General features: G+C 64.6%; 20 protein-coding genes and 4 pseudogenes. All 24 read left to right on the top strand.

Annotated features, from left to right (window positions below):
- The first annotated feature begins 49 nt into the window (after positions 1 to 49).
- The 24 genes and pseudogenes from ACHMXE_RS05880 (at position 50) to ACHMXE_RS05765 (ending at position 24,522) form a co-directional block, all read left to right on the top strand.
- Positions 50 to 2,284, top strand: coding sequence for a molybdopterin cofactor-binding domain-containing protein (locus ACHMXE_RS05880; protein ID WP_395347264.1), 2,235 nt, complete (start codon positions 50 to 52; stop codon positions 2,282 to 2,284).
- The gene (locus tag ACHMXE_RS05875; protein ID WP_209547289.1) at positions 2,281 to 3,141 is read left to right on the top strand and encodes an IclR family transcriptional regulator; all 861 of its coding nucleotides are present in this window, start codon (positions 2,281 to 2,283) and stop codon (positions 3,139 to 3,141) included. Before ACHMXE_RS05880 ends, ACHMXE_RS05875 begins: the two co-directional genes overlap by 4 nt.
- Positions 3,138 to 4,330: pseudogene (locus ACHMXE_RS05870) on the top strand (CaiB/BaiF CoA transferase family protein). The gene ACHMXE_RS05875 and the pseudogene ACHMXE_RS05870 overlap by 4 nt, the downstream one beginning before the upstream one ends.
- The gene (locus tag ACHMXE_RS05865) at positions 4,308 to 5,957 is read left to right on the top strand and encodes a GMC family oxidoreductase (protein WP_395347263.1); all 1,650 of its coding nucleotides are present in this window, start codon (positions 4,308 to 4,310) and stop codon (positions 5,955 to 5,957) included. Before ACHMXE_RS05870 ends, ACHMXE_RS05865 begins: the two are co-directional and overlap by 23 nt.
- A complete protein-coding gene (locus ACHMXE_RS05860; protein ID WP_395347261.1) occupies positions 5,958 to 6,707 on the top strand; it encodes an enoyl-CoA hydratase/isomerase family protein in 750 nt (249 codons plus the stop codon).
- A 15-nt stretch (positions 6,708 to 6,722) separates the two neighbouring features.
- A complete protein-coding gene (locus tag ACHMXE_RS05855) occupies positions 6,723 to 7,520 on the top strand; it encodes an alpha/beta fold hydrolase (RefSeq protein ID WP_395347260.1) in 798 nt (265 codons plus the stop codon).
- A 608-nt stretch (positions 7,521 to 8,128) separates the two neighbouring features.
- Positions 8,129 to 9,142, top strand: coding sequence for an NADP-dependent oxidoreductase (locus tag ACHMXE_RS05850; protein WP_395347259.1), 1,014 nt, complete (start codon positions 8,129 to 8,131; stop codon positions 9,140 to 9,142).
- Positions 9,142 to 10,185, top strand: a complete 1,044-nt coding sequence (locus ACHMXE_RS05845; protein ID WP_203208314.1) for a zinc-dependent alcohol dehydrogenase family protein — start codon at positions 9,142 to 9,144, stop codon at positions 10,183 to 10,185. The genes ACHMXE_RS05850 and ACHMXE_RS05845 overlap by 1 nt, the downstream gene beginning before the upstream one ends.
- A gap of 50 nt (positions 10,186 to 10,235) precedes the next feature.
- Entirely contained in the window at positions 10,236 to 11,174 is a 939-nt protein-coding gene (locus tag ACHMXE_RS05840; protein WP_057598484.1) for an ABC transporter substrate-binding protein, read from the top strand.
- A 46-nt stretch (positions 11,175 to 11,220) separates the two neighbouring features.
- Complete coding sequence (locus ACHMXE_RS05835; RefSeq protein ID WP_395347258.1) at positions 11,221 to 11,949, top strand: ABC transporter ATP-binding protein; 729 nt, start codon at positions 11,221 to 11,223, stop codon at positions 11,947 to 11,949.
- Positions 11,946 to 12,716, top strand: a complete 771-nt coding sequence (locus tag ACHMXE_RS05830; protein WP_395347257.1) for an ABC transporter permease — start codon at positions 11,946 to 11,948, stop codon at positions 12,714 to 12,716. The genes ACHMXE_RS05835 and ACHMXE_RS05830 overlap by 4 nt, the downstream gene beginning before the upstream one ends.
- The gene (locus ACHMXE_RS05825) at positions 12,713 to 13,462 is read left to right on the top strand and encodes an ABC transporter permease (protein ID WP_395347255.1); all 750 of its coding nucleotides are present in this window, start codon (positions 12,713 to 12,715) and stop codon (positions 13,460 to 13,462) included. The genes ACHMXE_RS05830 and ACHMXE_RS05825 overlap by 4 nt, the downstream gene beginning before the upstream one ends.
- Before the next feature lie 43 nt (positions 13,463 to 13,505).
- Entirely contained in the window at positions 13,506 to 14,135 is a 630-nt protein-coding gene (locus ACHMXE_RS05820) for an NIPSNAP family protein (RefSeq protein ID WP_395347254.1), read from the top strand.
- Positions 14,136 to 14,183: 48 nt separating this feature from the next.
- Positions 14,184 to 15,122, top strand: a complete 939-nt coding sequence (locus ACHMXE_RS05815; protein WP_395347253.1) for a 3-keto-5-aminohexanoate cleavage protein — start codon at positions 14,184 to 14,186, stop codon at positions 15,120 to 15,122.
- A gap of 19 nt (positions 15,123 to 15,141) precedes the next feature.
- Positions 15,142 to 15,906, top strand: a complete 765-nt coding sequence (locus ACHMXE_RS05810; protein ID WP_395347252.1) for an SDR family NAD(P)-dependent oxidoreductase — start codon at positions 15,142 to 15,144, stop codon at positions 15,904 to 15,906.
- A 231-nt stretch (positions 15,907 to 16,137) separates the two neighbouring features.
- On the top strand, positions 16,138 to 16,587 hold the full coding sequence (locus ACHMXE_RS05805) for a TetR-like C-terminal domain-containing protein (protein ID WP_395347442.1): 450 nt from the start codon (positions 16,138 to 16,140) through the stop codon (positions 16,585 to 16,587).
- A gap of 52 nt (positions 16,588 to 16,639) precedes the next feature.
- Positions 16,640 to 17,275 (top strand): glutathione S-transferase family protein, encoded by a 636-nt coding sequence (locus ACHMXE_RS05800; protein ID WP_395347251.1) that lies wholly within the window; start codon positions 16,640 to 16,642, stop codon positions 17,273 to 17,275.
- 3 nt (positions 17,276 to 17,278) lie between these two features.
- On the top strand, positions 17,279 to 18,025 hold the full coding sequence (locus ACHMXE_RS05795) for an SDR family NAD(P)-dependent oxidoreductase (RefSeq protein WP_209547352.1): 747 nt from the start codon (positions 17,279 to 17,281) through the stop codon (positions 18,023 to 18,025).
- Between the two features lie 13 nt (positions 18,026 to 18,038).
- Positions 18,039 to 19,247: pseudogene (locus tag ACHMXE_RS05790) on the top strand (acyl-CoA dehydrogenase family protein).
- A complete protein-coding gene (locus ACHMXE_RS05785; RefSeq protein WP_395347250.1) occupies positions 19,244 to 20,302 on the top strand; it encodes a phosphotransferase in 1,059 nt (352 codons plus the stop codon). Before ACHMXE_RS05790 ends, ACHMXE_RS05785 begins: the two are co-directional and overlap by 4 nt.
- A 38-nt stretch (positions 20,303 to 20,340) precedes the next feature.
- A pseudogene (bktB, locus tag ACHMXE_RS05780) lies at positions 20,341 to 21,530 on the top strand (beta-ketothiolase BktB).
- 73 nt (positions 21,531 to 21,603) lie between these two features.
- Positions 21,604 to 22,746 carry a Re/Si-specific NAD(P)(+) transhydrogenase subunit alpha gene (locus ACHMXE_RS05775; RefSeq protein ID WP_395347249.1) on the top strand — a complete coding sequence of 381 codons (1,143 nt, stop codon included), beginning with the start codon at positions 21,604 to 21,606 and terminating at the stop codon, positions 22,744 to 22,746.
- A 24-nt stretch (positions 22,747 to 22,770) separates the two neighbouring features.
- On the top strand, positions 22,771 to 23,100 hold the full coding sequence (locus ACHMXE_RS05770) for an NAD(P) transhydrogenase subunit alpha (protein WP_093350473.1): 330 nt from the start codon (positions 22,771 to 22,773) through the stop codon (positions 23,098 to 23,100).
- A pseudogene (locus tag ACHMXE_RS05765) lies at positions 23,097 to 24,522 on the top strand (NAD(P)(+) transhydrogenase (Re/Si-specific) subunit beta). Before ACHMXE_RS05770 ends, ACHMXE_RS05765 begins: the two are co-directional and overlap by 4 nt.
- The last annotated feature ends 255 nt before the right edge of the window (positions 24,523 to 24,777 follow it).

The raw sequence follows: 24,777 nt of genomic DNA, 5'->3' as shown, positions 1-24,777 counted from the left end.
AGGGCAGTTTTGTCGACGACCTCAAGATCCCGGCACGCTGCACGCAGCAGTGTTGCGCAGCCCCTTCGCGCACGCCCGGGTGTTGCGCATCGACGTTTCTGCGGCCAGGACCATGGCCGGCGTGGTGGCGGTCTACACCTTTGCCGAGTTGCCCGAGTCCGCTCGTGGAGGCATCCCGATCCTCGTGCCCAACCCGGCCATTCGCCAGATGCACGCGCAGCGGTTGCTCGCGCATGAGGAAGTGTTCACCGTCGGTGATCCAGTGGCTTTTGTGGTGGCGGACAACCGCTACCTCGCCGAGGACGCGTGCGCGCTCATCGAGGTGGAATACGAAGAACTTCCAGTCTCGGCCAACGCCATCGACGCGCTCAAGCCCGGTGCGGCGCTGGCCCATGCCGGCGCGCCCGATAACATTGCAGCGCACGTGACCATGGCCTACGGCGATGCTGCCGCCGCTTTCGAAAATGCTCCGGTGGTGGTCACCGACACCTTTTGGCAAAACCGCGGCTCCGCTCATCCTATGGAAGCACGCGGCTACATGGCAGAGTCGCACGCCAGCACGGGTCAGCTCACGGTGTGGTCGTCGGGCCAGGCACCCCACCTGGAAAAGCGAGTCCTCGTGGACCTGTTGGAATCGGATCCCGAAAAGCTGCGCGTCATCATGAACGATGTCGGCGGCGGGTTTGGGCCAAAGGGGATGTTCTATCCCGAAGAGGCCCTGGTGTGCATCGCGGCGCGGGACCTGCGCCGGCCGGTGAAGTGGATCGAAGACCGGCGCGAACACTTTCTCACCGCGATGCAGGAACGCGACCAGTGGTGGACGATCTCCCTCGCGCTCGAATCAGACGGCGGAATTCGCGGTGCCAAGCTCGAGATGGTGCATGACAACGGGGCCTACCTGCCGTGGGGCATCATCATGCCGTGGATCGGTGTGACCACGACTCCCGGTCCCTATGTCATTCCGTCGATGTCGGTGGATCTCAAGGTGGTGCTCACCAACAAAGGCGGGACGTCGCCTGTAAGGGGCGCGGCCCGTCCCCAGGCCGTGTTCGCCATGGAGCGAATCCTGGATCGCGCCGCCGCACGGCTCGGCATGGACCGCGCCCAAATCCGCGAACGCAACTTCATCCAGCCTGAGCAGATGCCCTATGACGTAGGGTTCATCTATCGCGACGGCAAACCCATGCGCTATGACAGTGGCGACTATCCAGCCACCCAAGCCGCCGCGCTGGCGCGGGCGAACTACGCGGGGTTTCCCGAGCGTCAGCGCCAGGCGCGCGCCGAGGGTCGCTACATAGGCATAGGAGTGGCGAACTACGTTGAAGGCACAGGTCTCGGGCCGTTCGAGGGCGCTACGGTGCGCGTTCAGCAGAACGGCCGGGTAAGCGTGCTGACCGGAGCCGCGCCGCAGGGACAGGGCCATCACACCACCTTCATGCAGATCTGCGCGCAAGAGCTCAATCTTCCAATGGACCGGGTGGACGTCATCACCGCCGACACGGGCGTCATTTCGATGGGTGTCGGCACGTTTGCAAGCCGCATCACCGTGACCGCTGGAAACTCTGTCTACTTGGCTGCTCGCAAGGTGCGGGAACGCTTGCTGAGCTTGGCAGCATTCATCATGCAGTGCGACGTGTCCTCGCTTGCTTTGGGTGAGGCTCGCGTGCATCTGGTTGCCGATCCTGCCAGGAGCATGGGCTTCGGCGAACTGGCGCGCATCGCGCAGGGCATGCCTGGATTCTCGTTCCCAGAAGGGCTTAAAGGCGGGCTGGAGGAGACTCAGTATTTCTCGCCCGCGCAAAGCACCTTCTGCAACGGCACGGCGGTGGTGGAACTCGAAGTCGACAAGCACACCGGCCAGACGCGGATCATCAACTACGTGATGGCGCACGACTGCGGCAACCTCATCAATCCCCTTATCGTTGATGGGCAGGTGCAGGGGGCGGTGGCCCATGGTATCGGCAACGCGACGCTGGAGTGGATGCAGTACGACGAGAACGCACAGCCAGTCACCACCAACTTCGGCGAGTACCTGATGCCCATGGCGACGGATGTGCCACGCGTGGACACCGTGCACCTTGAAACGCCTTCGCCCCTCAATCCACTGGGTGTCAAGGGCGCAGGCGAAGGTGGGACTATTCCGGCTGCGGCGGCGATCATCAGCGCCATCGAGAACGCCCTCGGTGAATTCCGTCTGGAGCTCAAAAACTCGCCGACAGTTCCTCAGGACCTCTTCGAGCAACTGCTGGCCGCCGGGGCTTACAGCGAAGGGAGCGCTGCATGACACCGCTTCCCCGCCCCGGCACGCTGTCGGCAGCGAAGCAGGGTAGCGGCGCGGAACGTGAGACCGGCACGATCGCGCGCACCGTGCTCGTCCTGCGTGCGGTGGCGCAAGCGCGCCAGGAGCCCACCATGAAAGAGCTGGCTGACACGGTCAATCTTCCAATCTCGACGATGCACCGCTTGCTCGAGTTGCTGATGCAAGAGGGCATGGTCGAGCGCGATGACATCACCCGCACGTTCCGGCCCGGCTTCGAATTCTTCCGCCTCGGATCGCTGGTGACGCATCGCATGCCGCTCCAGGCCGTTGCGCGGCCGTTTCTCGATGGCGCCGCGCGGGAAGCAGGCGAGTCCAGCTATCTGGCCATGCTCGACCAGCGCGCCTTGAAGCTGGTTTTCATCTCCGGCGTGGAGTCTGGCCAGATGCTCGACTACCGCGTACCGCTCAATGTGCCCTACGCGCTTTCGACGGGTTCGTCTGGACTGGCCGCGCTGGCCTGGTTGGGTAGCGACAAGGTCGACCGCGTGCTGGCGAACGATGACCCACTGAACCGGCGCGATCACCCGGCGATCCGGCGCATGCTGATCGAGATACGCGACCAGGGTTACTCGCACACCCGAGGCCAGCGCATCTCCGGAGCGGTCGGCACGTTTTCTCCAGTCTTCGACGGCCGCGAACAGATTGTCGGAACCCTCGGCTACACCGTTCCCGAGACCCGCTTCCAGAAAAAGGACCGCGCGCGGCTTGCCGGCCTGGCAATGCACTACGCCGGCGAGCTGTCGCGCACGCTGGGCTACCCGGGCATCTGGCCCAGGCCGGCATCCACCTACCAAGATACGACCAGAGACGAAAAATCATGATCGATGCCAAGCCTGCGCAGCCCTTGAAAGGTGTGCGTGTCCTTGACCTGACGCAGTTCCTGTCAGGTCCGTACGGAACCATGATCCTCGCCGACCTCGGCGCGGACGTGATCAAGGTGGAGCCGCCGACAGGTGAACTTTCGCGGACCATCCCGCCGAACTTCGTAGATGGCGATAGCAGCTACTACTTGAGCGTCAACCGTAACAAGCGCAGCGTCGTCGCCGACATGAAGACGGCCGAAGGCGTCGCGCTTGTGCGCTCGCTCGCCATGCGTGCTGACGTGGTGGTGGAGAATTTCCGCCCGGGCGTGCTGCCGCGATTGGGTTTGGACTACGAAGGCCTCGTCCTCGAGAAGCCCGGGCTCATCTGGTGCTCGATCTCCGGCTTCGGCCAGGACGGACCCTGGCGCGACTGGCCCGCATATGACATGGTGGTCCAGGCGCTCTCGGCGGAATGAGTATGACGGGACAGCCGGATGGCGAGCCTGTTCGCGCCGGGATTCCGCTTGGCGACCTGTCGGCGGGCCTTTACGCCGTGATCGGCCTGCTGGCGGCCTTGCATGAGCGCACCCTCACCGGCAAGGGCCGCTGGGTCGATGTGGCTATGCTTGACTGCCAGCTCGCGATGCTGAGCTATCAAGCGGCAGCCTTCCTGCACTCCGGGCAGATTCCTGGACGACAGGGTGCGGGCCATGACTCCATTCCCACGTACAGGAGCTTCATCGCAGGCGACGGCGCGAGCGTGGTCGTGACGGCCAACACCGAGAAGATGTGGCGATCTCTCGCCAAAGTATTGAACGTGGAAAGGCTCGTGCACGACCCGCGCTTCGTGACCAATGCCGCACGCTTTTCAAACAGGGATGCTCTCTGGCCGCTTCTGGAGAAGGCCTTTCTTGCGCGCACTGCGGCCGAATGGATGCCGCTGCTCATCGCAGACGGCATTCCGGCTGGCGTTGTGAATACGCTGGATCGGGCGCTGCTCAGTGATCAGGCGCAGGCGCGTGGCATGGTGCTGAACCTTCAGACTCCCGATCACAGCCCGCGCGGCAAGCTTCAGGCAAGCGTGGCTGGGAATCCGCTGAAATTCGTGGGTGCCAGCGAAGCCACGCCCACGTTCCCCCCTGCACTCGGTGAGCACACCGAAACAGTGGTGAATGACTGGTTGCATGAATCCACTGCAGTCATCTGAGGGGCCGCTGATGACCGGGAGCGAACTGGAATTCGACTACATCGTTGCAGGGGCCGGGACGGCCGGTTGCGTGTTAGCCGACCGTCTGACCGAAGACGGCCGCCACAGCGTGCTCCTGCTTGAAGCGGGACCGAAAGACTCGATGGAGTTGCTACACGTTCCTGCGGGTTTTAACTATGTCGCATTCGATCCTCGCGTGATCTGGGACTACCGCACGGACCCTGAGCCGGGCCTCGCGGGACGGCAGATCACCTATATGCGGGGGCGCGTGCTCGGCGGATCGAGCAGCATCAACGCCATGGTTCACGTGCGGGGACATTCCGCGGACTACGACGGCTGGGCCGAAGCCGGCTGCACGGGGTGGGACTGGCAGAGCGTGCTGCCTTATTTCAAACGCAGCGAGCGCCATGTGCGTGGGCCGAGCGAGTTGCATGGCGACGAGGGGCCAGTGCCCGTAACGCGCGCGCCAAGCCATCCCGCTTGCGATGTATTCATTCGGTCGATGGTGCAAGCGGGTATTCCGCCTAGCGACGACTTCGACGGACCAAGCCAGGAGGGGGCTGGCTACTACCACCAACCGGTGGAGGGCGGACGGCGTATGAGTGCGGCACGTACCTACCTCAAGCGCGCGCGCCAGCGATCCAAGCTCACCCTGCTTACCGGCGTGGTCGTTCAGCGTATTGCGTGGCATGGCAATGTGGCGAGCGGACTCACGTTCCGCGCAGCCGACGGCCGCGTGTGCACTGCCCGTGCGCGTCGCGAGGTCATTCTTTCGGCCGGAACGGTAGGCAGTACCCAGATCCTCGAACTGTCGGGTGTGGGGGATGGGGCGCGCTTACAGGCCTTGGGGATCGACGTCCATGTGCACCGTCCCTCTGTGGGCGAGAACGTGCAGGACCACTACCAGGCGCCCGTAGTGGTGGGCGTCAGGAACCTCGATACGCTGAATCGCTATGCATCGGGTTTGGGCCTTGCAAGCCAGGTGCTTCGCTACTACACACGCCGCAATGGTCTGTTGGCGAGCAACGCTGCGCCTGCCGGTGGATTTTTTCGATCATCGGACGCGGTGGACCGCCCTGACTTGCAGATGTTGTTTGCACCCGGCTCGCTCGATCCATCCAAGCACCCCAGGCGGCTTTCGAAAGTGCCAGGCGTCACCGCCATCATGTGCGCGCTGGCTCCGCGCTCGCGCGGCAGCATTCACATTAGGAGCGCAGACGCGGATCAGCATCCGGCGATCGTGGGTCACTACATGAACCACGAGTACGACCGCGCGTTGATGCTCAACGGCTTGCGCTGGGTGAGGAAGTTCTTCGAGCAACCAGTCTGGCAGGACTACGGAACATTCGAGCTGGCGCCTGGTGCGCAGTTGCAAAGCGACGAAGACCTGCTGGCATTCTGTCGCCTAAAGGGCGACTCCGTGCACCATCCCGTAGGCGCCTGCCGCATGGGCGCAGACGAGCGCAGCGTGGTCGACCTCGATCTGCGCGTGCGCGGTGCGTCTCGCCTGCGTGTGATCGACGCATCCATCATGCCGCGCATCATCGCTGGCAACACCAACGCCGCTACGCTCATGATCGCTGAGAAGGGCGCCGATCTCGTGCTTTCGGAAACCAGGAGACCCTGAATGACCCATTCCGCCATCCGCCTTGACTACCACGGCGCCGAGGCCCGCCTTACGCTGTCGCGGGCCGCGACTGGCAATGCCTTGACCTTGCCGGACATACGGGAGGCGCGGGATGCCATCGCCCAGGCCGGATCAAGACCAGAGGTCCGCGTGCTGCGTATTTGTGCGGAGGGCGATCAGTTCTGCGTGGGCCGAGCGCCCGAGGGCGGCGCACCCACTGCGGGACAGGCGACCTCCGAAGACTTGCGTGTGCGTCTGGTCGGACCGATCCTTGCTCTCTACCGTGCATTGCATATGCTGGACATCGTGTCTGTGGCACAGGTGCAGGGCGATGCGCACGGCTTAGGCTGCGCGCTGGTTGCTGCCTGCGACATTGCTGTGGCATCGCGGACCGCGCGTTTCAGTCTGCCCGAGATGAGCAAGGACTTGCCGCCGACACTGGCGCTGTCTGCGCTGGCGCGCAAGGTGCAGCCCAAGGTCGCCGCCAGCATGGTGCTGGGCTTGGCGACATTGAGCGCCGACGAAGCGGTACGCGGCGGCATCGTCGGCGAAGTCGTGGAGCAGGCCGCTTTGCCAGGACGTGTTGATGAGATCGTCGCTCTGCTTGGTGCTCGCCACCCGGTGGCGTTGGCCACCGTCAAGCGCTACTTGCGTGCAGCGCAGGCCGCGGATTTCGACATGTGCGCTGAGATGGCGGCCAGCATGCTCGCCGGCGCCATGCCTGCGATTCGTGCCGGTGCCGCCCACTGATCCGGACGTCCGATCATGACCCTGCACGACTTCGACCTCAACGGTGAGCGGCTGCATGTGCGCGTGGAAGGCACGCCTGAGCTGCCCAGCGTCGTCTTCTTCCACAGCCTGGGTCTTTCGTCCGCCATGTGGGCGTCACAGTTCGATGCCCTGCGAGACCGTTACCACCTGGTGGCCATGGATTGCAGAGGCCACGGGCGCTCCAGCAACCGGGGCGGCTTTTCGATCGGAAATTGCGTGGACGACGCTGCGGCGGTCATGAACGTATTGGGTGTTCGGCGGGCCCATCTGGTCGGCCTGTCGATGGGGGGACTGATGGCCGCTGAATTGGCCGCCCGCCTGGACGGCGCTTGCCGCAGCATGGTGCTGGCATGCAGCTACTGCGCTTTGGCTGGCCCGGAGGCTCAAGCCCGCATCGAGTCCACACGTGAGTTCCTGCGGGACAGAGGTATAGCCGCATTCGCTCAGATGTACATGGACGGCACGGCCTGCGCGTCTATGGAGCCTGCGGTGAAATCAGAGATGGTTGCTCTCATCGCCACCATGAAGATGGATGACTATCTGCAAACGCTTCAGAGCATCCTGAACGACGACGCGAGGCCTGCGTTGTCGCGCGCGTCAGGCGTGCGAACGCTGGTGCTCAGCGGCAGGCTCGATCGGCGAGTCACGCCGGCCGCGCTGCAGATGCTCAAGAACGCAGTCCCTCATGCCAGCGTGGTGGAATTGGATAGGGCCGGCCACCTGGCCAATCTCGAGGATCCTGAACTGTTCAACCGCACGCTGGCGGACTTTTGGTCCACGGCGCCCGGGTGAGGCGCTCACCCCCATTGAAAATCTCAATCTTTTGTCCTTCGGCACTTGATGGCCTGGCGATGTCAAGGACGACTCGCCATGCAGGCGGGACAAGTTGCGAAGCCTATTTCTCACGTGGTGACTGGCCTGTGCAGTCGTCCATCCCCCGACCAGGGCGCACGTGAAACGGGTGCGGGCAGGGACTGAGCGGGGAAGCCCGCACGTTCAACGGTACCGTTGGTGGTGCAGCACTTGACAGTGGTCGAACTTACGTTCGGTTGAGCATCCAATTTGCGCGAGAAGACTTGAGCTCACTGCACACCATCGGTGTCGGCACAAGCGATTTGATCTTTTTTTCCAATTTTTTCTCATCGGTCTGAGCCTTTCCGAGAAATCTCTTCGCGGCTCGGCAGATGACTGCCATCGGTGGCTGCGAACGCCGCCACAGCGAACGCTCCCTCACTTTCCAGTAGAACAGTCAATCTTGCTGCAAGCTTGCCTGGACAGCCAAGGGTAATCCCTGCGCTAATTTCGATACTAGCCGTATAGTATCGAAAGTGTCGGCTCCTGATCTTCTTCTCGGATAGCGGGTCAGCCGAACCTTTTTGTACGAACAGCCGCATCAACCCATGTCACATCCGCGAAACCGCCAGATCACCCTCAAGAGCCGCCCCACTGGCATGCCGGCACCGGAAAACTTTGAGCTCACGAGCGCAGACATGCCCATCGCGTCCGCCGGGCAAGTGCTGGTCCAGACGCTGGTTCTCTCACTGGATCCCTACATGCGCGGTCGTATCAGCGACGCCAAAAACTACGCGGCCCCTGTGGCCATCGGTGAGGTCGTGGTGGGCGGCACGGTGGGCCGGGTTGTCGAAAGCCATGCGCCGGGATTCGCGCCCGGCGACATCGTCGAGGGACCTGGTGGCTGGCAGGAGTTCGCAGCGATTGCCGCCTCTCAATTGCGCAAGATCGACCCCGAGCTGGCTCCTCCATCGACCGCGCTCGGTGTGCTTGGCATGCCGGGTCTGACCGCCTACTTCTCGCTGCTTCACGTCGCTCAACCTGTTCCTGGCGACGTGGTGGTGATCTCCGGTGCGGCGGGCGCGGTGGGCCAGATCGCTGGCCAGATCGCGAAGCTCGCCGGATGCACCGTCGTCGGCATTGCAGGCGACGACGACAAGCTCGCCTACTGCGTGAACGAACTGGGCTTCGATCACGCGATCAACTACAAGACCGTGGGCGATCTTCAAGCCGCGCTCACTGCCGTTTGCCCGAATGGCGTGAACGTCTATCTGGATGGCGTGGGCGGCGCGATCTCGCAAGCCGTCTTCAATCACCTGTCTTTCAAAGCGCGCGTGGTGGTGATCGGCCAGATCTCCCAATCGAACCTCACCGAGCCCGACATGGGGCCGCGCAGCATGCGCTACTTTCTCACCAGCCGCGCCCGCATGGAGGGTTTCATCGTGGGTGACTGGGCCCCTCGCAATGCCGAGGCGCTGGCGCGCCTCTCCGCCTGGCTCAAGCAAGGAAAGCTGCGCTACGCCGAGCATGCCGTAGACGGTCTGGAAAACGCACCGGCCGCTTTCATCGGGATGCTCAAGGGTGCCAACCTGGGCAAGACCATCGTGAACGTCGCCCGCTGATGCGCGCGGCGGCCCTAAGCCTGAACACGATGGAGCGGCGGATGAAAGCTGTACATATCCTGGGATTCGGCTCAGATCCCGACCTCGTGGCGCTGGTCGACGTGCCAGAACCAGATGAACCCGGTGCGAATGAGGTGGTTCTCGACATCCTGGCCGCCCCGATCAATCCTTCCGACCTTCTCAACTTCCAGGGCCGGTTCGGCGCGCGTCCGCCGCCGTTGCCTTGCCTGGCTGGCGGCGAGGCGGTGGGACAGGTCCGCAAGCTCGGCAAGGATGTCCGGCATCTTCGGATCGGTGACCGGGTGCTGGCGCTGTTCGCGGGCCGCGGCAACTGGTGCCAGCAGGTCACAGCGCCCGCGGCAGGGCTTCGGCCGCTGCCGAAGACCGCCGACATCCACCAACTCGCCATGATGGCGGTGAATCCGGCAACCGCATGGCACATGCTCAAGGGCTTCGTCGCACTCGAGCCGGGTGAATGGGTTCTGCAGAACGCCGGCAACTCGGCCGTGGCGCACAACGTCATCAAGCTGGCCAAGCACATGCGCGTGCGTACGGTGAGCATCGTGCGCAGCGAGAGCCAGATCGAAGCCGTGATGGCCAGCGGCGCCGATGCCGTGGTTGCGGATGGGCCCGATCTGACTGAACGCATTCAGGCTGCCGTGGGTGGTGCACCGATTCGACTGGCATTCGATGCAGTCGCGGGTGAGGGTACTGCCGCCCTGGGCCGCTGTCTGGTGGACGGCGGAACTGTCGTGACCTACGGCCTGCTGTCTTCCGCATCCTGCCGTGTCGACGCATCGGACCTCGTGTTCCGCAACATCGCGCTTCGCGGCTACTGGTTCACGCACTGGTTCGAGAACGCGTCTGTCGAAGAGCGCAACGCCGTGTACGACGTGATTGCGAAGCTGATCGAGCAGGGGGTGATCGACGTCCGGGTGGAGGCGATTTATCCCATGGACGACGTCAAGACCGCCGTCGCACACGCGGCGCGTACCGGCCGTGCAGGAAAGGTGATCCTGCTGCCCAACCCCGACCTTCTCTGACTGCCGCATCCGGTTTACACGCTCGCCCCCTCAAAAAACAGGAGACACCCATGACATTCAAGATCTTTGCAAAAGTGATCGCGCTGGCATTGACCGCCTCGCTGATGGCAGGTCCGGCACTGGCTCAGCCCAAACCGCTCGTGCTGGGCCATGTCGCAACGGCGGAGATCGCTGGGGCGTTCATGGCTTCCTCGGAGGGTTACTTCAAGGACGCTGGACTGCCCGTGGAGCTCAAGCTCATTCCGCTGAATCCCTCGATGCCGCCGGCGCTCCAGTCGGGTGCGGTACAGGTCGCAACGATCACGTCCACGACTTTCCTGCAGGCGGTGGATGGCGGCCTGGATCTTGTTGTCATTGCCGAAGGCAGCGTGGGCGCCAAGACCAGCAAGAACTTCGCGGCCTTCGCTCGCAACGGCTCCGGAATCCAGAAGCCGCAGGATTTCGTGGGCAAGAAGGTGGGCGTGCCTGGCGTTGGCGCCATCCTCCATGTGTGGTTTCGCAAGTGGCTCGCGCTCAATGGCGTCGACGCCAAGCGGGTGACCTTCGTGGAGAGCGGGTTTCCGCAGCACCCGGACCTGATCCGCGGAGGCAGCGTGGATGCGGTCATCACCGCCGAGCCCATGCTGGGACGCATGCTGGAGAGCAATACCGGCTACGTGGTCACTTCCATGGTGTCCAACTTCGAGCAGCCAATGCCGATCTTCTACTACGTCTCGACCCGAGACTATGCGAAAGCGAATCCCGATGTCATTGCGAAGTTCCGGGAGGCCTTGAAGAAGGGCATTGCCTTCGCAGAAGCGAATCCGGATCAGACCAAGGTTCAGATCGCCAGGTTCACGGGCCTGCCCCCGGACGTGGCCGCGAAGATTCCCATGCCCCAGCTGGTGACGGCGCGTGACCCCGCAACGCTGGCCGCCACGATCGCCATGATGCGCGAGCAAGGCATGTTGCGCACCAACCCGGAGGTGGGACGGCTGTATGCGCAGTGACTGCATCCCCCAACGATCTTCCGGACTGACCTTCCGGGACGTCTCGGTGTCCTATGCGGGACGCCCGGTCTTCAGCGGCGTGTCGTTCACGATTCCTGCCGGCGGGTTCGCCTGCATCATCGGTCCATCCGGCTGCGGCAAGACGACGGTCCTGCGAGTCGCCGCCGGGCTCGTCACGCCCTCGAGCGGAAGTGTTCATTTCGCGGATCAGGCGCTTGGCAGGCCACGGCGCGACATGGCGGTGGTGTTCCAGGACTACGGCCGCGCGCTGCTGCCATGGCGCAGCGTGGCCGGTAACGTTTCCCTGGCGTTGGAGGCCGCGGGCATTCCCCGCCCGGAGCGCGCCGATCGCATTCACGAGCTTCTGAAGACCGTAGGTCTTCGGGACCATGCCCGCAAATACCCCGGCCAGATGTCGGGTGGCATGCAGCAGCGCCTGCAGATCGCGCGTTGCTTGGCGCAGGAGCCTCGTCTGCTGCTGATGGACGAGCCTTTCGGCGCACTGGATGCCATGACGCGTCAGTCCCTTCAGGACGAGATCCTGTCCATCGCCGCGAGCCGAGATATGACGGTGCTGTTCGTGACCCATGACCTGGAAGAGGCGATCTACCTGGGCGACCAGGTGATTGCGCTCGACGCGAACCCTGGACGCGTCGATCGCGTCATCGACGTCGCGTTGCCGGCGCCACGCGATCAGTTGACGACGCGTGAGGACGCCCAGTTTGTTCGTTTGCGGCGGGAACTCCACGGTCTCATGCACAAGGAGGCCGCATGAATGCCGGCAAGGGGCTGATCGTGCCCGTCTGCCTGCTCGGCATCTGGGAGATCGCGGCCAACGTATCCGGCTCGCTGAGCGACAACGTGGTCCCGCCCAGCACGGTGCTGCGGGCGCTGTGGGGAATGTTCTCCAGCGGAATTCTGCTCGACAAGACGGCCCAGACCTTGGCCAGCGCGGGCATGGGCCTGGTCTACGGCGCGGTCCTCGGTCTTGCAGGAGGACTGGTGCTGGGGCTGTCGCCAAGGGTTGCGCGCTTGCTGGATGCGCCCATCGAGCTGCTGCGACCCATGCCGTCGGTGGCGCTCATTCCGCTGGCGATGATGGCCTTCGGTTTCGGCATCCACATGGAAAGCGCCGTCGTCGGATTTGCCACCTTCTGGCCGATCTTGATCCTTGTCCAGGGCGCCGTCGCAAGTGTCGATCGACGGCTGATCGAAGTCGCGGACGTGCTGCAGCTGGGCTACATGGCGCGCGTGCTCAAGATCGTTCTGCCCTCGGTGGCGCCGCGGCTGATCGTGGCGCTGCGGTTGGCGATCGGTATCGCACTGGTGGTCGCGGTGACGGTGGAGATCGTGGCCAATCCGTATGGGCTGGGCTATGGACTGGTCACCGCGCAGGTCGCGCTCAAGCCTGCGGAAATGTTCGGCTACCTGCTCTGGGTGGGTGTGCTTGGCTGGGCGCTGAACCTCATTCTCGTGAAGACGCAACGGCGCCTGATGGCGGGCCTCGGCTTGAGCAGTCCACAAGAGGGGTTGCCGTCATGAGCGTTGCTTCCCGTTCGCTCCATGCGCTCGCAGGGTTGTTCCTGCTTGGATTGCTGTGGCACGCGGTCACCGTGACCGGGCTGGTGGGCAAGATCTATCTGCCAACCCCAAGGGCCGCCGCCGAGGCGCTGGTCTGGGGGTTTCGTGAGGGGGAACTCGCGGACCAGACGATGCAGACGACCCTGCGCATGCTGTGGGGCTGGCTGCTGGCCAGCCTGATCGCGATCATTCTGGGCGCCACCTTGGGGGTCTGGTCGCAGGGCCGTGTGTACGTCGGACCGTTGCTCGAGTTCATCCGGCCACTGCCGGCTTCGGCGGTGGTGCCGGTTGCCATCGTTTTCTTCGGCCTGACGCCAGCCATGGTCATCGGTGTGGTGGCGTTCGGCTCGCTGTGGCCCACGCTGCTCGCGACGGTCCATGGCTTCGCGACCGTGGAGCCCAGGCTCAAGGAGGTCGCACATGTCCTGGGCCTCGGAAAACTGTCCTTCGTCATGAAGGTGGGCCTGCCGAATGCGGTGCCCGACATCGTGTCGGGCATGAAGCTCTCGATGACGGTGGCCCTGATCCTTTCCATCGTGGGGGAAATGCTGACCGGCCAGCCCGGTCTGGGGACCGCCATCCTGCTGGCCGGCCGAGCCTTCCAGTCGGCCGACCTCTTCGCCGGGATCGTGGTGCTCGGGCTGATCGGTCTCGTCAGCAACAGCGTGCTCCAGCGTTGCGAGAACTACCTGCTGCGCTGGCGCTGACGCCGTGATCGCAGTTTCCAAGACTTCCAACCCTTCCAGACCCATGGCCCAGGATCGAACCGTTTTCAACCTCACCACGCTTCAATGCATTCCAGGCGGCGTCGCCGCCGTGCTCGAAGGGATCCACAAGTCGCTCGTCGGCCCGCGGGCGCCTGCGCTGCTGGGCTGCTGGATCTCGGAGATCGGTTCCCTCAACGAGATCGTGGTGCTGCGAAGCTTTCCCTCCGCCGAGGCCCTCGATGAGCAAGCGTTCGGGGAGGCCGAACTGGCGCCCCATGCCGGCGCCATCGGCAGCCTCGTCGGGCTGGACCAAGGTCTCTTCGCCAGCTTTCCTGGGCTGCCGGTGCATGCGGGCGGCAAGCTCGGTGGCTTCTATGAGATCCGAACCTATGCGCTGAGGGATGCGCCGCAGGCCCTGCCGCAGACGATCGCTGCGTGGCAGGAAGCCGCGCCCGGGCGTGTCACCCTGTCGCCGCTGGTCGCGGCCCTGCAGTCGCTGTCGGGACCCCCGCGCATCGTCCATATCTGGCCGTTCGAAACCCTGGACCAGCGTCAGGCCGTGCGTGCCGATGCCTTCCAGAAAGGGCTGTGGCCGCCGCGCGGTTCGCTGCAATGGCTCGACGGCGCCAAGTCCTCGATCTACATCCCCGCGCCTTTCTCTCCGCTTCGGTGAACCGGCGGAACAGCGACGGCGCGATCCTTCATACCAGGAGATCTCAGAATGAAAAACAGCAAGGGCAAAGTGATCATCAGCTGTGCGGTGACCGGCAGCATCCACACCCCGAGCATGAGTCCGCACCTGCCGATCACACCGGCCGAAATCGCGGCAAGCGCGAGGCAGGCGTACGAGGCGGGCGCTGCGATCCTTCACCTGCATGCGCGGGATCCGAGCAATGGCGAGCCGACCGCCGATCCGGACACCTTCATGCGGTTTCTTCCAGAGATCAAGCAGTCGACCGACGCGGTGGTGAACATCACGACGGGCGGCGCCCAATGGATGACGCTGGATGCACGGATCGCGGCCGCCCGGCGGGCGTCGCCGGAGATGTGCTCGCTGAACATGGGCTCCATGAACTTCGCGTTGTTCCCCATGCTGGAGAAGTACAAGGACTTCCAGCACGCCTGGGAGGCCCCTTACCTGGAGAACTCCCGCGACGGCATCTTCAGAAACACCTTCAAGGACATCCAGTACATCCTGCATGAACTCGGCGAAGGGCATGGCACTCGCTTCGAGTTCGAGTGCTACGACATCGGCCACCTGTACTCGCTGGCGCATTTCCTGGACCGCAAGCTCGTGAAGCCGCCGCTCTTCGTGCAGACGGTCTTCGGCATCCTCGGCGGGATCGGCGCGGACATCGACAACCTGAACCATGCCCGGCATATCGCCGACAAGCTGTTCGGCGACGATTACGAGTGGTCGGTCATGGCGGCGGGGCGCCACCAGATGCCTTTTGCCACTGCGGGCGCGATCTCGGGCGGCAACGTGCGTGTGGGCCTGGAGGACAGCCTCTACATCGGCAAGGGGCAACTCGCACCATCCAACGCCGCCCAGGTCTCGAAGATCCGCGCGACGATCGAATCGCTGGGTCTGGAGGTGGCCACGCCGTCCGAGGCGCGGCAACGACTCGGCCTGAAGGGCTCTTCGCAGACGGCGTTCTGACCCACGCACAAGGATTTCCATGAAGCAGCAAAGCTATCAAGCCGCCAACTTCTCCGTCGACGACAAGGTGGTGCTCATCACGGGTGCCGGCAGCGGAATCGGCAGGGCCATGGCCATCGGCCTGGCCGATGCAGGCGCGAAGATCGCCGTCATCGACCGAGATTTCGAATCGGCGCATCAGGTCGCCAACGAGATCGGCATGCAGCGGGCCGTGGCCGTCGAATGCGATGTCACCGACGAGGAGGCCGTGGCGCGGACGGTGGAAACGACGTTGGACCAATGGGGACGCATCGACGGGCTGATCAACAACGCGGGCCAGCTGCACCGGTGCCTCGTCAAGGACCACACGCTGGCCGACTGGCAGCGCATCTTCGAGGTCAATGTGATGGGAACCTTCCTGTTCGCACGGGCGGTACTGCCGCAGATGATCCGCCAACGGAACGGGCGAATCGTGAACTTCACCTCCGCACTGGGTGTCAGGAGCATGCCTGGCGGCGCCGCCTACGGTGCCACCAAAGCGGCGGTCACCAGCTTCACCAACACCTTGCATCAGGAAGTGTGTGGAGAGGGCATTTCCGTGACCGCCATTGCCCCGGGGCTTACCAACACGCCCATGGCCAACGACCACATGACGTCGGAATACATGGAGCGCATTGCAGCTTCTTATCCGGGAGGACGCCTGGGTCAGCCCGAGGACATCATCGGCCTGGCGCACTTCCTCATGACCGACGCTTCCCGGCATGTGAGCGGCACCACGCTGTTCGTGCGCCCGCCCGGCGGCTGATCCGTCCCTCCCCCACGGACACTAAACTATGACCCAATGTCTTGGAATCAGCCTCTCCGATGAGCACCGCTCCCACCGTCGCCAACCGTCAGGGCACGCGCAACACTGGACGTCCGCGCAGCGAGCAGTCCCGCACCGCTGTGCTGGATGCCACGCGCAATCTGCTCGCCACCACGCGGGTGGGCGACTTGACGATCGATGCGATCGCGCGGGGAATCCGGCGTGGCCAAGATGACAATCTATCGTTGGTGGGCCAATCGCAATGCGGTGGTCATCGACACGTTCATCGACCTCATGCTTCCCAGCACGCCGGTGCGCGATGCGGATTCGGCGATGGAGGCCATGTCCGAGCACCTGATCCTTCTGGTCAGGCAGTACCGCGGCGAAGTGGGGAAGATGGTGGCGGAGATACTGGCGGAAGGCCAGTCGGATCCCGTGCTGCGCGACGCGTTTCGCGAACGCTTTTTCCGGCAGCGCCGCGCCGATGTGCGAGCGGTCGTCGTGCGCGGCCAGGAGACGGGGGAGTTCTCCGCGGAGCTGGATGTGGATACCGCGCTCGACATGATGTACGGGGCCGTGTATTTCCGGCTGCTCATGGGGCACAAGAACCTGGACGCGCGCTTTGGCAAGGACCTGGCGGCCATGGCAGCCACCCTGCTGCGATCGGGGCGCCAGAAGTAAGTCTGCCGGGCGGCGCGCAGCCGTCGGGACGGTCGCTCCTCGAGGAGCGGCCATGAGCGCCTACAAGCTCTACTGCCGAGGCGAATCCGGCAACTGCTACAAGGTGGCGCTCATGCTCAACCTTGTCGGGGCCGACTGGGAAGCCGAGTTCGTCGACTTCTTCAATCCCGACTCCAAGGCGGCGTTCATCCACACCGTCAATCCACAGGGAGAACTGCCTGTGCTGCAACGGCCGGACGGCAAGTTGCTGACCCAGAGCGGCGCGATCCTGGACTACCTTTCGCGGGCGACGGGCCGATTCGCACCGGCGAGCGACGAGGACAGGCAAGAGGTCCTGCGCTGGCTGCTGTTCGACAACCACCGTTTCACGCCGGCGTTCGCCACCCTGCGCTTCATGGTCGGCATCCGCGGCGCTGAAGAGAACCAGCTCACGGGCTATCTGCGGGCGCAGGCGCAGGCCGCCTACGAGATCGCCGACGCGCATCTGGCCGGGCGTCGCTTCATGGTCGGTGACGCACCGACCGTGGCGGACATCTCGATGGCGGGCTACCTCTACTACGACGAGGATGCGCGGTTCGACAGATTGCAGTTTGCCAACGTCCAGGCCTGGGCAGGACGTATCAGCGAGCTGCCGGGCTGGAAGCATCCCTATGAACTCATGCCGCGAGCGATCCGCGAAGGAAACTGAATGATGGCCCACGACCTTCACGGCAAGCGTGCGCTTGTCACGGGCGCTTCTTCGGGCCTCGGTGCCCATTTCGCGCGGTTGCTGGCCCGCCAGGGTGTCGAGGTGGTGCTGGCGGCCCGGCGCGCCGAGACGCTATCCGGCATCGTGGCAGAGATCCGCCAGCAAGGCGGGGCGGCCAGCGCGATGCGGCTCGACGTGCGCGACATCGAGGCCAGCAGCCGCGCGATCTCAGAGCTCGGAACGCTGAGCATCCTGGTGAACAACGCGGGCATTGTGCGGGAGGGCGCCGCGCTCGATCAGAACGAGGCGGCCTGGGACGACGTCATCGACACCAACCTCAAGGGCATGTTCTTCGTCGCGCAGGCCGCGGCGCGGCTGATGGCGCCCAACCCCGGCGGCGCCATCATCAACATCGCCTCGATCCTGGGTCTGCGGCAAGCCGGCGGGGTGCTTCCGTATGCGGTGTCCAAGGCTGGCGTCGTGCAGATGACGAAATGCCTCGCCCTCGAGCTGGCGCGGCAGGGCACGCGCGTCAACGCCCTCGCGCCCGGCTACCTCCACACCGAGTTGAACGGCGAATTCTGGACGTCGGACGCGGGTCGGGCGCTGGTGCGACGCATACCGCAGCGGCGCCTGGGGCGGCTGGAGGATCTCGACGGACCTTTGCTGCTGCTCGCTTCGGATGCCTCGCGCTACATGACCGGCGCGGAACTCGTGGTCGATGGCGGCCATTTGGTCAGCACCCTTTGAAATCGTCTTAAGCATGAACCAAACCTTCGGTCCTTCTCCCACCGAACGCAGCCGGCAGATCGCCGAGCGGGTCGAAGCCTTCGTCCGCCAGACCGTCATCCCTTACGAATCGGATCCACGCTGCGGTGCCCATGGGCCCTCGGAAGATCTGGTGCTGGAGTTGCGAAGCCTGGCGCGTGCGGCAGGCGTCTTGACGCCTCACATCCTGCCGGATGGACACCACCTGAGCCAGCGCGAGACCGCTGCCGTGCTCGAACGCTCCGGCCTTTCTCCACTCGGGCCGGTGGCGGTCAACACCATGGCGCCGGACGAGGGCAACATGTTCCTGTTGTCTAGGATCGGAACGCCGCAGCAGAAGAGCGCTTTCTGGCGCCCCTGGTGTCCGGCCAGCAGCGCTCGGCCTTCTTCATGACGGAGCCGGCGGCGGAGGGCGGTGCGGGCTCCGATCCGTCGATGCTGATGACCACTGCGGTCCAACACGGGGGCGCCGGCGGAGATTGGCACATCCATGGCCGCAAGATGTTCATCACCGGAGCGGTCGGCGCCAAGGTCGGCATCGTCATGGCGCGCACCGGTCAGGGCACGCCCGCGCGCGCCACGATGTTCCTCGTGGACTTGCCGCATCCGGCGGTGAAGATCGAGCGCGTCATCGACACGCTCGACAGCTCCATGCCCGGCGGCCATGCCCAGGTTTTGATCGATGGCTTGCAGGTGCCTGACGCCCATGTCCTCGGCTCGGCCCATGAGGGCTTCCGGTATGCCCAGGTCCGCCTGTCCCCCCGCGCGGCTGTCCCATTGCATGCGCTGGCTGGGCGGTGCGGCCAGGGCCCATGAGATCGCCGTGCGCTACGCGACCTCGCGCTCGGCTTTCGGGAAACTGCTGGTGGACCATGAGGGCGTGGGCTTCATGCTCGCGGACAACCTGATCGATCTCAAGCAGGCGGAGTTGATGATCGACTGGTGCGCGGGAGTGCTGGATGCGGGATCGGCCGGAACGGCTGAAAGCTCGATGGCCAAGGTTGCGGTGTCGGACTTGCTGTTTCGGATCGCCGACCGCTGCGTGCAGGTCATGGGCGCCAGCGGCGTTTCGGGCGATTCAGTGGTTGAGCAGATTTTTCGGGAGACACGCGCCTTCCGGATCTACGACGGTCCGACCGAGACCCACAAGTGGTCGCTTGCAAAGAAAATCAAGCGGGATGCGCTCCAGGGGGGTGTGCAATGACGTCGGTTCTCGAAGAGGAGGGCATTCGTCCTGTTCGCGCACAGCACCGGTTCGACGAAGAAGCGCTGGCGCGCTGGATGGCGGAAAACGTGGACGGCTACGGGGGCGTCATGCGGGTCGACCAGTTCCAGGGTGGGCAGTCCAACCCGACCTACCGGTTGCGCACGCCGCACGCATCCTACGTATTGCGCCGCAAGCCGCCGGGTGTGCTCCTCAAGGGCGCCCATGCCATCGAGCGTGAGGCGCGGGTCATGACGGCCCTGGGGCAGGCCGGCTTTCCGGTGCCGAGGGTTCATGGCCTCTGCCTGGACGACACGGTCATCGGCAGCTGGTTCTATGTGATGAATCTGGTCGAGGGCCGAATCTTCTGGGACGCACGCCTGCCCGATGTAGCCGCAGCGGACCGGCGCGCCTATCTGGAAGCGATGAACGCCACGCTGGCGCAGTTGCATCGGTACGACCCGGTCGCGCTGGGCCTGTCGGACTACGGCAGGGCGGGCGGCTACATCGCCAGGCAGATCGAGCGCTGGTCGCAGCAGTACCTCCAGGACGAAGTCGCGGGTCGGCATGCATCGATGGATCGCTTGGTGGAATGGCTGCCCGAGCACATTCCCGCCAACGACGAGGTTGCCGTCACGCACGGCGACTTCCGGATCGACAACATGATCTTCCATCCCGTGGAGCCTCGCGTTGTTGCGGTGCTCGATTGGGAACTCTCGACCCTGGGGCATCCCCTGGCGGACTTTGCCTACAACCTGATGATGTATCGGGTTCCGCAGGAGATCCACAACGGCTTGCTCGGCGCCGACCTGGCGGGCATGGCACTCCTGTCCGAGGCGGATTACGTGCGGACCTACTGCCGCGAGTCGGGCCGCCATCATCTCCCCGACCTCGAGTTCTACGTGGTGTTCAACATGTTCCGCTTCGCAGCCATCCTTCACGGCATTCGCGGCCGCAATCTCCGAGGCACTGCATCCAGCGCCAATGCGCAGGAGGTTGGAGACCGCTTCGCGCTGGTGGCCGATCTTGCTTGGCAGCAGGTGCAGCGCCTGTGACCGGCGCGTCAGGATCCCCGTTTTTTAGAAAGTCTTCCATGTCCCATCGTGAAGTCGTTGTCCTCAGCGGTGTGCGCACCGCCATCGGTACCTTCGGTGGTGCGCTCAAGGATGTCCTCCCATCACCCTGGCCGCCGAAGTCGTCAAAGCAGCTCTTTCCAAGGCCGGCATCCCGGGTTCGGATGTGGGGCACGTGATGTTTGGCCATGTGATCAACACCGAGCCTCGCGACATGTATTTGTCACGGGTCGCGGCCATCGAGGGAGGATGCGCAGAGACGACGCCTGCCTTCAACGTGAATCGCCTGTGCGGGTCTGGATTGCAGGCGGTCGTTTCCGCCAGTCAAGCGATCCTGTTGGGCGACACCGATATCGCGATCGGTGGAGGGGCCGAGAACATGAGCCGCGCGCCCTATGTGTCATCGACCTCGCGATGGGGAGCACGCATGGGCGACACCTCGATGACTGACATGATGCTGGGCGCCCTGCACGATCCCTTCGAGCGCATCCATATGGGTGTGACGGCAGAGAACGTGGCCAGAAAGTGGGGCATCGACCGGGACGCTCAGGACAGGTTGGCGGTGGAAAGCCATCACCGCGCGGAGCGCGCCTGGGCGGCGGATGTGTTCAGGGACCAGATCGTCCCCATCATCCAAAAGGGCCGCAAGGGCGATGTCGTCTTTGACAAGGATGAGCACTTCCGCACCGGGGCGTTATTGGCGGACATGAGCAAGCTCAAGCCGGTCTTTCTCAGAGAGAACGGGACTGTGACCGCTGGCAATGCATCCGGAATCAACGATGCGGCGGCGGCACTGGTGCTGATGGAAGCTTCGGCCGCCAGAACGCGCGGGTTGAAGCCGATGGCACGGCTGGTGAGCTATGCCCATGCCGGTGTCGACCCCCGGTTCATGGGCATCGGCCCCGTACCGGCGAGCAGAGCGGCGCTCGAGCGCGCCGGACTGTCGGTGAAGGACCTCGATGTGATCGAGGCCAACGAGGCGTTCGCCGCCCAGGCCTGCGCCGTCAGCGCGGAGCTGGCGCTCGATCCAGCCAAGGTGAACCCCAACGGCTCGGGCATCTCCCTGGGCCATCCCATCGGCGCGACTGGCGCCATCATCACAGTGAAGGCGTTGCACGAACTCCAGCGGATCGGTGGGCGCTATGCCCTGGTCACGATGTGCATCGGGGGCGGACAGGGCATTGCCGCGATCTTCGAGAACATCGAGTGAGCGGCGGGGTCGTTAGACCCCTTTCCATCTTCGGGCTGGCCTTGGACCGCCCATTTCCACCAAAGGACAAGTCATGTTGATTGGCGTACCTGCCGAAACCTCGGCGGGTGAGACTCGTGTTGCCGTCACGCCGGAGACGGCGAAGAAACTGGTGGCGTTGGGGCACACGGTGCGTGTGCAGAGCGGCGCGGGCGTGGCGGCCAGCGTGACCGACGCGGCCTATCAAGCGGCCGGTGCCGAGATCACCGACCAGGCCGGCGCCTTCGGTGCCGACATCGTGCTGAAGGTGCGCGCGCCGAGCGACGCCGAGTGCGCGCTCGCCAAGTCAGGCAGCGTGCTCGTGGGCATGCTCAACCCCTTCGACGCCGCCGGCCTGCAGCGCATGGCCGCCGCCGGCCTCACCGGCTTCGCACTCGAAGCCGCGCCGCGCACCACGCGCGCCCAGAGCATGGACGTGCTCAGCTCCCAGGCCAACATCGCCGGCTACAAGGCCGTGATGATCGCCGCCGACAAGTACCAGCGCTTCTTCCCGATGCTGATGACCGCCGCCGGCACCGTGAAGGCCGCGCGGGTCGTCATCCTCGGCGTGGGCGTCGCGGGCCTGCAGGCCATCGCCACGGCCAAGCGCCTGGGCGCGGTCATCGAGGCCTCGGACGTGCGCCCGAGCGTCAAGGAGCAGATCGAATCGCTGGGCGGCAAGTTCATCGACGTGCCGTACGAGACCCAGGAAGAGAAGGACGCGGCCGAAGGCGTGGGCGGCTATGCGCGTCCCATGCCCGCGAGCTGGCTCACGCGCCAGCAGGCCGAGGTCGCCAAGCGCGTGGCGCTGGCCGACGTCGTCATCAGCACCGCGCTGATCCCGGGGCGGGCCGCGCCGACCCTCATCACCGAGGACATGGTCAAGTCGATGAAGCCGGGTTCGGTCATCGTCGACATCGCCGCCGGTAAAGGTCCGGTCAATCCAGATGGAGGGGTAGGCGGCAACTGCCCGCTGTCCGAAGCCGACAAGACGGTCGTCAAGCACGGCGTGACCATCGTCGGCGAGACGAACCTCGCCGCGCTGGTGGCGGCCGACGCGTCGGCGCTGTACGCGCGCAACGTGCTCGACTTCCTCAAGCTCGTCCTGACCAAGGAGGGCACGCTGAAGATCGACCTCGAGGACGACATCGTCGCCGCCTGCCGCGTCACGCAGGACGGCCAGGTCACGAAGAAGTAAGCGAACACGCGAGGAGAAGAAAACATGGACATCGTCTCTCACACCGTCATCAACCTCATCATCTTCGTGCTGGCCATCTACGTGGGCTACCACGTCGTGTGGACCGTCACGCCCGCGCTGCACACGCCGCTGATGGCCGTGACCAACGCCATCTCGGCGATCGTCATCGTGGGCGCCATGCTGGCCGCCGCGCTCACCGAGACCGGCCTGGGCAAGACCATGGGCGTGCTGGCCGTCGCGCTCGCGGCGGTCAACGTCTTCGGCGGCTTCCTGGTCACGCGGCGCATGCTCGAGATGTTCAAGAAGAAGGAGCGCAAGGCCGCGCCCGCAGCCGCCGAGGGAGCTTCCAAGTGAGCATGAACCTCGTCACCCTGCTGTACCTGCTGGCCAGCATCTGCTTCATCCAGGCGCTCAAGGGCCTGAGCCATCCCACCACCTCGATCCGCGGCAACGTCTTCGGCATGACCGGCATGGCGATCGCCGTGCTGACCACCGGCGCGCTGATCTGGAAGCTGGCCAACGGCAACCCGGCCGGCCTGGGCTACGTGCTGGTCGCGCTGGTCGTGGGCGGCGGCCTCGGGGCCTACATGGCCAACAAGGTCGAGATGACCAAGATGCCCGAGCTCGTGGCCTTCATGCACAGCATGATCGGTCTCGCGGCCGTGTTCATCGCGGTGGCCGCCGTGGCCGAGCCGCATGCCTTCAACATCGCGCTCAAGGGCGATCCGATCCCCCGCGGGCAACCGCCTGGAGCTGTTCCTGGGCGCGGCCATCGGCGCCATCACCTTCAGCGGCTCGGTGATCGCCTTCGGCAAGCTCTCGGGCAAGTACAAGTTCCGCCTGTTCCAGGGCGCGCCGGTGCAGTTCGCGGGCCAGCACATGCTCAACCTCGTGCTGGGCCTGGCGACCGTGGGCCTGGGCCTCGTGTTCATGGCGACGGAGAACTGGACCGCCTTCTTCGCGATGCTCGCGCTGGCCTTCGTGATGGGCGTGCTGATCATCATCCCGATTGGCGGCGCCGACATGCCGGTGGTGGTGTCGATGCTCAACAGCTACTCGGGCTGGGCGGCCGCGGGCATCGGCTTCAGCCTGAACAACGCGATGCTGATCGTGGCGGGCTCGCTGGTGGGCAGCTCGGGCGCGATCCTGAGCTACATCATGTGCAAGGCGATGAACCGCTCGTTCTTCAACGTGATCCTGGGCGGCTTCGGCGGCGACGCGGCGGCGGCCACGGGCGGCGCGAAGGAGCAGCGCCCCGTCAAGAGCGGCAGCGCCGACGACGCGGCCTTCGTGCTGGGCAATGCTGAGACGGTGGTGATCGTGCCGGGCTACGGCCTGGCGGTGGCCCGTGCGCAGCACGCGGTCAAGGAACTCGCGGCCAAGCTCACCGAGAAGGGCATCACGGTGAAGTACGCGATCCATCCGGTGGCCGGGCGCATGCCGGGGCACATGAACGTGCTGCTGGCCGAGGCCGAGGTGCCGTACGACCAGGTGTTCGAGATGGAGGACATCAACGGCGAGTTCGGCCAGGCCGACGTGGCGATCATCCTGGGCGCCAACGACGTGGTGAACCCGGCCGCGCACACCAAGGGCAGCCCGATCTACGGCATGCCGATCCTGGAGGCCTACAAGGCCAAGACGGTGATCGTCAACAAGCGCTCCATGGCCGCCGGCTACGCCGGGCTGGACAACGAACTCTTCTACATGGACAAGACCATGATGGTGTTCGGCGACGCCAAGAAGGTGGTCGAGGAGATGGGCAAGGCGGTCGAATAGAGAATCCGGCGCCAATCACTTGCGTTGCGGCATCACCCAAGCTTGCCTCTTGTCGACGTCTACGCGGCAGACCGTGTTTCGGTGGAAATCTTCGAAGGGCGTGTAACCAGCAGTCATCTCTTGTCGAACTAAGCCCTGAGCAAGCGCCAGGCCCGCGTTGTCTGGCTGCTTGCCAAGCCATTGAAAGGGCATGAGATGAAAAGTTCTAAACACACGCACTACCTGCTGTCTGATCGCGGTGCCTTCCGTGGTTCA

This window comes from Variovorax sp. UC122_21 (genome assembly GCF_044056785.1).
Lineage (GTDB): Bacteria > Pseudomonadota > Gammaproteobacteria > Burkholderiales > Burkholderiaceae_C > Variovorax.
The sequence above is the reverse complement of the archived record's forward strand: the minus strand, read 5'-3'. Positions and strand labels throughout refer to the sequence as shown.